The sequence below is a fragment of the Microcoleus sp. T3_A4 genome (assembly GCF_036700465.1).
GTDB lineage: Bacteria > Cyanobacteriota > Cyanobacteriia > Cyanobacteriales > Microcoleaceae > Microcoleus.
In genome coordinates, this window is the sequence record NZ_JAUBOY010000029.1 from 19,579 (window position 1) to 32,346 (window position 12,768).

Genomic DNA, 12,768 nt, shown 5'->3' on the forward strand with positions numbered 1-12,768 from the left:
AGCAGAATAAACGGGCCACTTGTGCTGATTATTACCATAGCAAAACGAATAAGGTATTAGGGCATAATGTTGTGAAAGATGGAACAGGGTATGGAACTAAATTTACAGAAATTTTATAGCGCCTGCAATCCCAGCTACACCCTGGCAGTAGCAAATCAACAAGACCGACAATACTATATCGATTTCTCTTCAGTGCGGGGCGGCACAATCGTAGAACAATTGGAGCGCACCATCAGCCGTCTGTCCCCCGATGCACCTACCTGTCAATTATTCACCGGTCACATCGGCTCTGGTAAATCAACAGAATTGCTGCGGCTGCAAGCTCAATTGCAGCAACAAGGATTTCATGTTGTTTATTTTGAGTCGAGTAAAGACTTAGACATGGCAGATGTAGATATCACTGACATTTTGTTGAGCGTTGCTCGTCAGGTGAGCGAAAGCATCGAGAAAATGAAAATTAAGCTGCAACCGACGGGTTTTAAAGCTTTGCTCAAAGGGATTGCTGATGTTTTTCAAACTCAAATAGACTTGAGCGCGGAAGCTAATGTTCCGGGTTTTGGGGAAATAAATGCCAGCACGGAGGGAGAATTTTCTCTGGCGTTGGGAATTGGCAAAATTACTGCTAAGGCGAAAGATGCTCCGAATCTGCGATCGGAGTTGAGGCAATATTTGGAGCCGCGAACTAACGTAATTTTAGATGCGCTGAATAAGGAGTTGCTGGAGCCGGCTAATCAAGAACTCAAACGCCAAGGGAAACAAGGACTTGTAGTAATTATCGACAATCTCGATCGCATACACCTGTGCGCGAAACCGACGGGGCGGCTTCAGCCGGAATACCTGTTTGTCGATCGCGGCGAACAGTTGGCAAGACTAAATTGCCACGTCGTGTATACAATTCCCTTGGTGCTGATTTTCTCTAACGATTTGGGCCAATTGACCAATCGATTTGGGGTAGATCCGAAGGTTTTGCCGATGGTGCCGGTGCAGTTGAGCGACGGTTCTGAGTGCTCTGAGGGTGTGGAATTGCTGCGACAGATGGTTCTGGCGCGGGCCTTTCCAACGGTGCATCCTTCGCAGCGCTATGCTTTGGTAGGCAAAGTGTTCGACTCTGCGGAAACTCTCGATCGCCTGTGTCGAGTCAGCGGCGGTCATGTCCGCAATTTGCTGCAACTGCTGTATAGCTGTCTGCAGAAACAAGACCCTCCTCTGTCGCGGGAAACTTTGGAAAATGTGATCGTCCAGCGCCGCCACCAGCTTACTTTGGCGATCGAACCCGATGAGTGGAAATTGCTGCGCCAAGTATCCGCTACCAAAACTGTGAACGGGGAAACTAAATACCAAATATTGCTGCGGAGTCTCTGGGTGTTTGAATACCGTTACGGCGAGGATTACTGGTTTGATGTCAATCCGATTTTGGCTGATGCCAAAGAGTTTCGGCAAACAGTTGAGAGTTGAGAGTTGACAGTTAACAGTTGACGGTTTACAGTCACTCGGCGAGGAAAATCGCTTTTGAACCCACGAAGTTCACTGCTAGCCGACGAAAGAATAAGGGCCCAACTGTAGCAGGATCTGGTATGAAATAACAAAACTAAACCGTTAACAGTCAACTCTCAACACTCAACTAACAAAAATGATTAAAGGCACTACTAAACTGCTGGGAGTAATTGGCCATCCTGTCGAACATTCTCTGTCGCCGGCAATGCACAATGCTGCTATTTCCCACTTGGGAGTCGATTTTGTTTACTTGCCGTTTCCGGTAAAACCAGGGGATTTAAAAGCTGCTCTTGCAGGATTTGCGGCGATCGGCGTTCGCGGATTTAGCATCACGATTCCGCACAAACAAGCAATCTTACCGCTACTGTCGGAAGTTTCCCCGATCGCCCGATCGATCGGCGCAGTCAATACCGTATACCTGACTGACAAAGGTTGGTGCGGCACAAATACTGACGTTGAAGGCTTTCTCGCGCCGCTGCACACCCCCCCAACCCCCCCTTACCAAGGGGGGGCTAAAGACGCGATTTCTCCGTTAGAAAGGGGCAATACGGCTCTTGAATCCTGTCCCCCCCCTTACCAAGGGGGGGCTAGGGGGGGTTCCGATTGGAGTCAGAAAGTAGCGGTAATTTTGGGGAATGGCGGGGCGGCGAGAGCTGTTGTGGCTGGATGCGCTCAATTGGGATGTGCAGAGATTCACGTTGTCGGCCGCAGCGAACAAAATTTAGCGGAATTTCAGCAGAGTTGGGTCAATTCTCCGATGCCCGTGCATAATTTGCAGGTGCATACTTGGGATAATTTGTCAAGGTTAATCTCGCAGGCAGATTTGCTGGTGAACACGACGCCTGTGGGGATGTATCCGCAGCGGGAAAAGTCGCCGGTTGCGGCTGGTGCGCTCGATCGAATTTCAGCAGGTGCGATCGTCTATGATTTAATTTACAACCCGAACCCTACCCAGTTTCTCAAAGATGCGAAGCTTCGGGGAGCGCGAGCTATTGACGGACTCGAAATGCTAGTTCAACAAGGAGCAGCCGCCTTAAAAATTTGGCTGGATAAAGAATCCGTCCCAGTTGATGTGATGCGCCAAGCCTTGCGACAGCATTTAGGTCTAGATTAATGCCATTTCTTAAAAAAGTAGCTGTAGTTTTCAGAATTCCTATAAGTAGGAATTTGAGGCTGAATTCGCGCTAAGCTGAGAATTAAAATATACTTGCCCCGCCATTTATGAAATTTCGAGCTATCAGCCTTTTTTTTGCTACTTGCCTAATCGGAATTTTTAGTTTGGTATACACTCCACCTGCTTGGGCTCTGACGCAGATTAAACTTTCCGACCTTTCTTATCGCGAATGTCCTGCCGAAATGGGAGAAGGAACAGTCACCAGTGGCAGTTCTATGGAAGCTACCTGCTTTTTGATTACTGGGAAAGCTGAAAATAGCACCGGCAAACCAGTTGTCAATGCCGATATTTTCGGCCGCATTTATGATGCTGACGACAATCCGGTGATGCAAAACCGGACTCGCTTGGGTTCTATAGAAGAAGTTCCTCCCGGAGTTAGCGATTTTCAGCTCAGAATTTCGGTTGCCGCCAATCAACGAACACCTTTGAAGCTCAAGCAATTTAAAGCTACAGGTTTTACTGGCGTGGTTCGCCGCTAACGAAACTCTTTGAGAGTTTAGATTGCTGATTTGAGATTCTGGGTTGGCTGCCCGTGAAACCGCGAGGCAGTTTTGGATTGTAGATTTTAGATTTGAGATTGTTGAGTGGCTGGCAATTTCTCATTTCTCATGTACGATGAACTCCCCAGCTTTTCAACCGGGGAGTTCATCTAAAAATCTCAAATCTAAAATTTAGTTGCCTGCAGCTACGTCTGCCAAACAATTTACGCTCGATGCTTAAAAACTTAAGCTTTTCAAACTACAAGGATGTTTGCAAGCTGGTCAAAAGATTGATCAAGAATTCCGAGCCGAACTGAAGTACAAAAAAAGCAATCAGTGGCGAAAAGTCAATCCCTCCCAAGGGGGGGATAATCGATCGGAATAGATTCAGGTAAGGATCTGTTAACTGACTCAAAATCGAAAACGGGGGGTCGTACCAATTGATATTCGGGAACCAGCTTAATAGCACCCGAAAAATCATTAGGGCTACATAGATTTGCAGAAATGTGGACAGCGTGGTTGCCAAAAGGCCTATGGAATAACTCATATATTCTCGTTGAAGTTTGAGTAAAGTTTACAGACACTTTAACTTAAAGTTTAGCATAGGTAGGGGAGAGGGGGAGCATGAGGCTGTTTACGGGCGGGCTAGAAGAGTAACGGCCCACAATAAAATTCACTCTTGGCTTCACAGGCCTGAAAGGCCTGTGAAGCGAGAATGGTGCAAGATGTCAGTAGCGCGCATTGATCTGCCCGACTAATCTAAAATCTTAAAAAGGAGTTAGGAGTCTTGAGGGATCGAACCCTCGCTGCCCGGCGCCGGCGCGTTGCCGTTTACGTCGCCGAGTTGCAGCCGCACGTCATCTATTGCCTGATTAAGCTGGGCAATTTTATCTTCTAAACTCAGCCTTGCTACTTCCATGCTGTCGGCTTCGAGTTGGCTGGCTTTCCTCTGGCGGATTTTTCTGGTTTTTGCGTCTGAAGGTTCATTCAGCAAAGCTTCAGCAGCGCGCCGCGACAGCACCGCACCCAAAACTGCACCCACCAAGCCGCCAACGGCAGCTCCGGCAATAAATCCCCCTGTAAAACCCTCTCGATTACTCATAGCTCAACTCAACTGCGCGATATTTCCTTGATTTGTTTATTTTGACACTCTACCGGTGAGAAACTGGGAGATTGTTAGTGGTGAGGTAGTAGGCGTTGCCCCATTTGAGGAGGATGGTTGTGGGGTGTCCCGCCTGCTGTGAAAATACACGCCTTCGGGATCAGGGGCCCATCCCCCAAAAAAATCAAAATTATCCCGCAATTATGAAACACCGTCAGGTAAGGCGAGAATTCCGACTTCAGAGTTAAAGCGGATCATTTCCAAAGATCGATCGCCATAAAGATCTTCAATGTGCTCCAAGCAGCACTCGATCGCGAAATCGTTCAATTGGGCCGGCTCAACGCCGTACATTTCCTGAAACACCTCTGAGTCTACCCGACAAAAGCGCGGTCGATCGGCGTAAATTCCGCATTCTCGCGTAGCTCTGTCAAAATTGATACACCAACCGTCCTCTCCGACTAAGCTCAAATAGAGCGCTAATTCGTCTTCAGATAAATACTCGTCTAAGTCTGGGCGCTCTGTTGGGTCGAGGTAACAACAAGCACCGCACTGCTTTACGCAACGCCAAGTAGCCATAGTTTGATTTTAGATTTTAGATTTTAGATTTTAGATTTTAGATTCGGAGCATTATGTGGAAAATGCCAAACTTTAGGAGATTGGGGCTCTTAAAGTATATCAATTGCCAGCGCCGGAGACGGAGATTCCGAAGGGGCGGTTCGATTTTAGATTTTAGATTTTAGATTGGGGGCACTTTCCGGGAAGGGGCATCAAGTCTCTGGTTTCCTGTGACTGGGAGGTCGATCGTAGTTTACATTTTGTTGAATTTTGTAAAGTTCCTTAAAAAATATGGTCGATCGCCCGGTAAAATCAGAAGCGGATTTTCTAATTCAACAATCTAGACTTAATCACTACAGTCAGGAGGACAAATGGACTTTATAACCGATCTTTTCAGTGGTATGGGTGGTGTAGACTACCAACTCATTGTTCAGGTAGCTTTACTCGCCGCCGTCGTGCTTTCTGGCCCGATCGTGATTTTTCTCTTGGCTGCTAAAGGCGGCGACCTGTAATTATAGCACGCTCCGGGGCGATCGAGAGTTGGGAGTTTTGAGTTTTAAATGATGCAAAATTCACAAGGCTCGATCGCCAAATTTCCCTGCTGCACGAGATTTCTGATCAAATACCGAGTTATCAAATACCGAGGGCGTGTTTAGCAGTTTGAATCAAATTCTCAAAAAAAGGTAGAGATACATCGACTTCTCTAGCATCTTTGCGGGAGTTGCCTAACAAACCGATGTTTTGTCCGGGTGCAACAGCCAAAACTTGCCCTTGAGAGTTGCGAATTCTCAATTCCTCGATCGAGCCTGCAGGAGATAGACTGCAAGAATAAGTGCGATCGCAATAATCAAACTCCACTTTTCCGAACTTCGGTGGCCTGGAAGTAGCAGCATTTGCCGGTAGCCGAACGCCCAACAATTCTAATTCAACCGATGTCTTGCCATTAAAACTATTTTCCCGCAATCGGTAAGCAATATCAACCCGCCGAGGCAAAGGAAAATATTCCCCCCAACGCCAAGCAATCGCCTTCACACTAGCCGATACATTTCCATCTTGAGTTGCAGTTAGTTTAACGTGGCCTCCTTTACCCACAATTTTCTGTTCTGTTATGCAAACATTAGGCGTCCAAAATACAGGAGCCTTATTTTCAATCCCGCAAGGTTCCAGAGCATCAATTTGTCGGTAAAGGTCAAGATTAATGTCACCTAAATCCGCTTGCACGTCAACTGAAACCAGCGGTTTTAGGTGTTCCGGCTGCAAGCATTGATTGGCAAAAATTGACAGTTGATTGCGGAATTGTTCGAGATTATCAGCCGGCATCGAAAAACCGCCCGCCGCTTTGTGTCCGCCAAATTTAGTTAATAAATCGGCGCAAAAATTCAGCCCGTCAAATACATTAAACTCAGGAATTCCCCTCGCCGAACCCCTGATAATTTTATGGGCAACCGCCCCTACAGCCTCATCCTCAAAAGTACCAATAAACACAGGTACGCCGTAGCGTTCCACTAACCGAGAAGCCACAATCCCGATCACCCCGTGGTGCCAACCGGGTTGCACGACAACTAAAACTCGTTCTTGCTGCAAGTCGAGATCACTTTCCTCGCACCAAGCGATGGCTTCCTGCTCAATTTCCTGGCACAACTCCTGCCGGCGCTGATTAATTTGTTCGCACTGCATCGCGTTTTTGAGAGCCAATTCGCGATCGTCCGTAGTCAGCAACTCTATCACAATTTGAGGGTCAGCCAGCCGCCCCACAGCATTAATCCGGGGCCCAAGCCTAAAACCAATATCTTCAGGCTTTAACGTATTGCTAGCTTGGCTTTTTGAATTCAGAAGAGGCAAACTTTCCGCACTTCCCGGCTGCACTCCAGCCACCTGAATCAAAGCCTGAATACCCGCCAATTGCGAGTGAGGCAACAGCCGCAAACCCCGCTTCACCCAGCGCCGATTAACGCCAGTCAAAGGCGCTAAATCCGCAATAGTTCCCAACGTAAATAACTCCAGCAAGGGATTCACCAACCCCCCAACTTTTTTCATATCCTGAGCCAAAGTAATAGCCAAAACATAAGCAACGCCTACGCCAGCCAAACCGCGATATGGCGAAGATTCAGCGATTAATTTCGGGTTGAGAATAGCATCAGCCGGCGGCAGTTTTGGGGGTAAATCGTGGTGGTCTGTAATAATAACTTTGACACCGAGTTCTCGCGCTCTGGCAACCGGGCCGTAGGCTGCAATTCCGTTGTCAACCGTGAGAATGAGAGCGACACCTTCCGAGTGAAATTCTTCTACAATGCGATCGTTAATCCCATAACCTTCTCGCATCCGGCTGGGAATAGCATAATCCACATTCGCCCCCAGCAGCCTCAGAGCGCGTAACAACAAAGCCGTGCTCGTCATCCCGTCAGCATCGTAGTCTCCACAAATCGCAATTTTTTGCCCTCCCGAAATCGCCTCCCGCAACAATTTGACACTCGCCGCCAAATCGGGAAACTCATCGGTTGGCGCGGGCAAAACCAGAGATTCCGGTTCGATAAACCCTTGCACTTCTTTCAGAGAATCGATGCCCCGGTTAATCAGTACCTGTGCCAGCAAGGGCGACAAACCGATTTCAGTGGCAAACTGTTCGGCTTGCTGTGTTTGAGGCGAATAAATTTGCCACCGTTGGTTTGGCAATCGGTGAAAATGCGGGGGTACAGATGTCGGTAGCTCTTGCACGGAAGCTGAGGTTTAAATATACATAGTTAATCTTACCTAATTAAGTGCATCCATCCATCAATTTTAGATTTTAGATTTTAGATTGATGAGTTTTTTGGGTAAAATCCAAAGGTTGTTTGTAGGAAAGCTTTTTTCGGAAGCTCTCACCGCACCCAAATAGGGATACAAGCCCCTGACAGCAGTCGTGGAGACCAAAAAATTTTAGACCAAAGTTCAAACGCCTCAGATTTATCTGTGGAGTCAATCTAAAATCTCGAATCTCAAATCGACTGGTGGGAGCCGAAGAAATAAGTGTAGCAGGCAGTTGTGCCGCCCGTGCTAGGACGGGGCTAATTTAATTTAATGAGGAGACTTGCATGAGTGTCGATCGACCACCTTGGTTTAAAATTGCATTACAGGTTCGGGGGTCTGTCATTCCCTCAATTTTGCCCCGCGTTTTGCTGTGTGGCGGCTTTGGAGTTCTTATTTCCCTGCTGCACTTTTTAAAGTGGCCGGTTTCCTTACCAATTTTGTCTAGTATTGTACCCAGTATTGTCCTGGGTCTACTGTTAGTTTTTCGGACAAATACAGCCTACGAAAGATTTTGGGACGGTCGAAAAATGTGGGGAACTTTAGTCAACAACGTCCGCAATTTGGCGCGCCAAATCTGGGTAGCAATCGAGGAAAAAGACCTGCAGGATATCGTAATCAAAAAGTCAGTCCTGCGCCTCTTACCTGCCTTTGCAGTAGCCCTGAAACTGCACTTGCGCCAAGAATTAGTAAATTCAGAATTGGAGCATTTGATGTCCCCATCGCAGTACCAAAAGCTCAAGTCGATGAACAATCCGCCCCTAGAGATTGCCTTTTGGATTGAGGATTACTTGCACGAACAGTACGAGGGCAATTGCGTTGATGTCTATCAGCTAACTGGTATGAAGGAGTTAATCAACTCTATGATAGATGTATTAGGTGGCTGCGAGCGAATTTTAAAGACCCCTATCCCTTTGGCTTACGCGATTCACTTGAAACAACTATTGTTGCTTTACTGTTTGGCACTGCCCTTTCAAATGGTAAACGATGTGAATTGGGGAACTGGCCCTGTTGTGGCTTTAATTAGTTTTACTTTGTTCGGGATTGAAGAAATCGGCATTGAAATAGAAAATCCCTTTGGACACGATGCCAATGATTTGCCTTTAGACAATATTTGTGCTGCCATGCAGCGCAATATCGACGATTTAATTTCTTTATCTCCTAGCGTTCACGAACACGTGAAAGATAAGTAGAGTCATTCGATTTTAGATTTTAGATTTTAGATTGGTACATAAAATCTAAAATCTAAAAGCTTCGGATTAATTTTTTTTAACAATAAACAGCATTAACCCAGCCCATACTAACAATACAGGCGTCAGCCAATCTCCCCACCGCACGTACAAAGTCCGAGTTCGCCGCCGATAAATAGTAACATCTCGGACTTCATAAGTATTAATTCCCGACTTCCAAATTGTCTCACCGTGAGGATTAACAAAAGCAGAGTAACCTGTATTAGTTGCGATAACTGCCCATCTATCCGTCTCAATTGCCCGCATCACATCTAAAGCGTGATGTTGAGCTAACATCGGCGCTTTGTAATGGGCATTGTTGGAAGCGGTAATCATAAATTCGCCTCCCATCGCCGCCTGATATCGGAAGATTTCAGCAAAGGCTGAATCGTAACAAATTCCGACAATGGCGCGGCCAAACGGCGTATCAAACAATTGTTTAGAATTACCGGGTACTAAATGAGCATCTAAGGGAGAAAGACGATTAATAATCCCGCCTAAGATTTCGTAAAAAGGGATATATTCGCCTAAAGGTACGAGCTTTAGTTTATCGTAGCGGCCGACAATTTCTCCAGTGTGATCGATCGCCAATAAGCTGTTAGTGATACTATTGTCTTGCTGGGCGAAGCCTCCCACCCAAGCCACAACGCCGCGTTCGAGAATAGCTTGGTAAAAAGAAAGAGTAGAACGCTGATACTCGTTTGTCCAGATAAAAGGCAAAGCTGTCTCTGGAATTAACACAGCATCGACTTTTCTGTCTGCTAACTGTTTGTATCCAGTGGTGTAACCTTCCAAAGCGCGCTGCCAACCCCCTGAATCAAACTTAATCTCGTTAGGAATATTGCCTTGAATAATGCCAATTTTTAAAGCGGTTGCAGCTTCTTCATTCAAAGGGCGGTTGTACAAACTCCAGCCTGCAATATGCAAAATTAAACACAAACTTACAGGCAAAATATAAGCAATCCAATTCTGCCTTCTGCCTTCTGCCTTCTGCCTTCTGCCTTCAATAAAAGCTTCGGCGATTAAGCCATTTACTGCTACAATAGCGGCTGTTACTGCGCTGGGTCCGGAGAGTTGACCGAGGTGCAATATTGCTAAATTGTGGGGGCTTTGCGTGTAAGATAGTGATGTCCACCACAGCGAACCTGTACTCCAAATACTTTCTAAGGCACACCACAAAGCTGTGCCAATTAAAACGCGAGTTAATGCTGAAACTTGAGCTTTACCCCCCCCAGCCCCCCTTTGTAAAGGGGGGGAGTTAAGAATAATAAGATCGGAGCTACCGCCCCCAGCCCCCCCTTGTAAAGGCGGGGAGTTAAGAAGAACAATAGGATTTTTGCCTGGTAAAGTGAGGGAGTTGAGAATTACAAATAGCCACGCCCAAACGGAGACTAATGCGGCTCCCCACAGGGTGATGAAGGCCCAGCAAAAAAGTGCGATCGCCAAACTCGGCCACCAAGGAACTCCCAACCAAGTCATCGGGTGAATTCCCATAATCCAAGATAAAGCTAATCCGTGATAGCCAATTCCCCAGAGTGAAGGAAGAAGGAAGAAGGAAGAAGGAAGAAGGAAGAATTTGTGTTTTTGTTGTTCTATTTTTGGCTTTTGATAACTGGCAACCAAAACCCACAGGGGAGCTAATGCTACCCAAGCCAATAGCCAAGCATTTACTGGTGCGGTTGTCAATGCCATCAAAATGCCGCTAAAAAATGCGATCGCCCAGGCTAATGTTTTGGATTTATGAACCACGAGTTTTTCAAATTTGTGCCTGTTAAATATCGCCACTTTGATGATTGCCAAAAATAATAATTCTTAATCAATATATCAGATCGATCGGGAAGTTCGGCAAGGCGCAGTGTATGAGATTTAACGGATCTAACGAATTTAACAGAAGGAAATCTCTCAAATTCTAGTTGCCAAAACAAAAAGCGCCCCTATTTCTAGGAGCGCTTTTTGTTAATCAAAAGCTAAATTTAGCCGTTGATGGAAGGAGCAACCAAAGCTACGGGAGTTGTTTCACCGGCGGCCAAGTCGAGGGGGAAGTTGTGAGCGTTGCGCTCGTGCATTACTTCCATACCCAGGTTAGCGCGGTTGATGACATCAGCCCAAGTGTTGATGACGCGACCTTGAGAGTCGATAATCGATTGGTTGAAGTTGAAACCGTTCAAGTTGAAAGCCATCGTGGAGATACCCAAAGCGGTAAACCAGATACCGACAACTGGCCATGCACCTAACAAGAAGTGCAAAGAACGGCTGTTGTTAAAGCTAGCGTATTGGAAAATCAAACGACCGAAGTAGCCGTGGGCTGCCACGATGTTGTAGGTTTCTTCTTCTTGACCGAATTTGTAACCGTAGTTCAAAGATTCAGTTTCGGTTGTTTCGCGAACCAAAGAAGATGTTACCAATGAACCGTGCATGGCGGAGAACAGAGCACCGCCGAAGACACCAGCTACTCCCAACATATGGAAGGGGTGCATCAGGATGTTGTGCTCAGCTTGGAACACGATCATGAAGTTGAATGTGCCGGAGATACCCAAGGGCATACCGTCAGAAAAGCTGCCTTGTCCGATCGGGTAAATCAAGAATACTGCGGTTGCTGCTGCAACTGGTGCAGAGTAAGCGACGCAGATCCAAGGACGCATACCTAAGCGGTAGGACAGTTCCCATTCACGACCCATGTAGCAGAAAATGCCAATCAGGAAGTGAAATACTACCAATTGGTAGGGGCCGCCGTTGTACAACCATTCATCGAGGGAAGCTGCTTCCCAGATGGGATAGAAGTGAAGCCCGATCGCATTCGATGAAGGAACAACAGCACCAGTAATGATGTTGTTGCCGTACATCAAGGAACCTGCAACTGGTTCGCGGATGCCGTCGATGTCCACTGGAGGAGCAGCGATGAAGGCGATGATGTAGCAGATGGTGGCGCTGAGCAAGGTGGGAATCATCAAGACGCCGAACCAACCGATGTAAATCCGGTTTTCAGTGCTTGTGACCCATTCACAAAAGCGTTCCCAAACGTTGCCGCTTTCGCGACGCTGTACGGTTGTTGTCATTTGGTTTATGATGGCTTAATTGAATTTTCAAAGTTCGTTGTGGGGATGCCCCACGCTTATATTAGTAACACCATTCACTAAAGTTTGCCAAGGGATTTCTGCTGACAATTTAAACATTTTACAAACTTTTACAAAAACTGGATTATTGGTAAATATTTGTAGTTTTTTACAAAGCAATATTACCCACATAACAGGTTAAATATAGCGACCTGAAGAACTGCATCTATTAGCTGTAGATGGGTTCAGCAGTTTTAGCAAGTTATTTTTGTTCAGGTCGATTCTCTTTCTGTTTAAATATCTCTTAATTACGTCTGGGGTAGAGAATTTTTAATATTTATTCACATATACCCTGTGGATTCTGCGAGGGAAAATTTTTATCTGGAGAATAGTGAAAACCGGGTTTCTAGTGCGGGCTGCCTTCTCAATAATCTCCAATCAACCGGGTTTATTGACGAAAAAAGAAACCCGGTTTCTGAGGCGCTTGGCAATAGAAATCAACCGGGTTTCTGAGGATGAGTCCGCAAGTTCGGGGTAAAAATTAGGATTTAGCCTGGGGGCCAGTTCATCTGCCGACCGCCGAGAATGTGAAGGTGCAGGTGGTCTACAGTTTGGCCGCCGTCGCTGCCGCTATTAATGACGACGCGATAGCCGTTGCTAAGTCCGAGTTGTTCTGCTACCCGCTTGACAGTCAGCAGCAAGTGCCCCATGAGAGCATGATCTTCTGACTCGGCATCGGCTAATTTGGCAATAGGCTGTTTGGGAATGACGAGGATGTGGACGGGTGCTTGCGGATGGATATCTCGGAACGCGAGGGCCAAGTCGTCTTCATAAACGATGTCTGCGGGAATCTCTTTGCGGATGATTTTGCTGAAAAGCGTTTCTTGAGTTGTCATGG

The 12,768-nt window shown here is 46.6% G+C and carries 12 protein-coding genes; 5 read left to right on the forward strand and 7 right to left on the reverse strand.

Translation table 11 applies throughout. From position 1 onward, the window contains the following. The first annotated feature begins 90 nt into the window (after positions 1–90). The 3 genes from QUA07_RS17345 (at position 91) to QUA07_RS17355 (ending at position 3,147) form a co-directional block, all read left to right on the forward strand. Positions 91–1,455: a P-loop NTPase fold protein gene (locus QUA07_RS17345; protein WP_333327172.1), complete on the forward strand. Its 1,365-nt coding sequence runs from the start codon at positions 91–93 to the stop codon at positions 1,453–1,455. Between the two features lie 175 nt (positions 1,456–1,630). After that, positions 1,631–2,608, forward strand: coding sequence for a shikimate dehydrogenase (locus QUA07_RS17350; protein ID WP_333327174.1), 978 nt, complete (start codon positions 1,631–1,633; stop codon positions 2,606–2,608). Positions 2,609–2,715: 107 nt separating this feature from the next. Further along, positions 2,716–3,147, forward strand: a complete 432-nt coding sequence (locus QUA07_RS17355; protein WP_333083661.1) for a hypothetical protein — start codon at positions 2,716–2,718, stop codon at positions 3,145–3,147. Positions 3,148–3,406: 259 nt separating this feature from the next. Here QUA07_RS17355 and QUA07_RS17360 read toward each other — a convergent pair whose 3' ends face one another. The 3 genes from QUA07_RS17360 to QUA07_RS17370 all read right to left on the reverse strand — a co-directional run bounded on the left by QUA07_RS17360 (position 3,407) and on the right by QUA07_RS17370 (position 4,825). Further along, positions 3,407–3,694, reverse strand: coding sequence for a YggT family protein (locus tag QUA07_RS17360; RefSeq protein ID WP_333042371.1), 288 nt, complete (start codon positions 3,692–3,694; stop codon positions 3,407–3,409). A gap of 231 nt (positions 3,695–3,925) precedes the next feature. Further along, a complete protein-coding gene (locus tag QUA07_RS17365) occupies positions 3,926–4,249 on the reverse strand; it encodes a hypothetical protein (protein ID WP_333042370.1) in 324 nt (107 codons plus the stop codon). Positions 4,250–4,450: 201 nt separating this feature from the next. Continuing rightward, entirely contained in the window at positions 4,451–4,825 is a 375-nt protein-coding gene (locus QUA07_RS17370; protein ID WP_333042368.1) for a YkgJ family cysteine cluster protein, read from the reverse strand. Between the two features lie 350 nt (positions 4,826–5,175). On the opposite strand from QUA07_RS17370, the gene psb30 reads away from it, so the two are divergent. Next, complete coding sequence (psb30, locus tag QUA07_RS17375; protein WP_333054512.1) at positions 5,176–5,316, forward strand: photosystem II reaction center protein Ycf12/Psb30; 141 nt, start codon at positions 5,176–5,178, stop codon at positions 5,314–5,316. 121 nt (positions 5,317–5,437) lie between these two features. Here psb30 and recJ read toward each other — a convergent pair whose 3' ends face one another. Continuing rightward, positions 5,438–7,519: a single-stranded-DNA-specific exonuclease RecJ gene (gene recJ, locus QUA07_RS17380; RefSeq protein WP_333327178.1), complete on the reverse strand. Its 2,082-nt coding sequence runs from the start codon at positions 7,517–7,519 to the stop codon at positions 5,438–5,440. A 356-nt stretch (positions 7,520–7,875) separates the two neighbouring features. Here recJ and QUA07_RS17385 point away from each other — a divergent pair, with 356 nt between their 5' ends. Further along, complete coding sequence (locus tag QUA07_RS17385) at positions 7,876–8,781, forward strand: bestrophin family ion channel (RefSeq protein WP_333327180.1); 906 nt, start codon at positions 7,876–7,878, stop codon at positions 8,779–8,781. Positions 8,782–8,847: 66 nt separating this feature from the next. Here the strand turns inward: QUA07_RS17385 and lnt are convergent, their stop codons facing one another. The 3 genes from lnt to QUA07_RS17400 all read right to left on the reverse strand — a co-directional run bounded on the left by lnt (position 8,848) and on the right by QUA07_RS17400 (position 12,766). Continuing rightward, on the reverse strand, positions 8,848–10,602 hold the full coding sequence (gene lnt / locus QUA07_RS17390; RefSeq protein WP_445305898.1) for an apolipoprotein N-acyltransferase: 1,755 nt from the start codon (positions 10,600–10,602) through the stop codon (positions 8,848–8,850). 188 nt (positions 10,603–10,790) lie between these two features. Beyond that, positions 10,791–11,873: a photosystem II q(b) protein gene (psbA, locus tag QUA07_RS17395; RefSeq protein WP_333327182.1), complete on the reverse strand. Its 1,083-nt coding sequence runs from the start codon at positions 11,871–11,873 to the stop codon at positions 10,791–10,793. A gap of 545 nt (positions 11,874–12,418) precedes the next feature. Further along, positions 12,419–12,766: a histidine triad nucleotide-binding protein gene (locus tag QUA07_RS17400; protein WP_333071428.1), complete on the reverse strand. Its 348-nt coding sequence runs from the start codon at positions 12,764–12,766 to the stop codon at positions 12,419–12,421. Between the last annotated feature and the right edge of the window lie 2 nt (positions 12,767–12,768).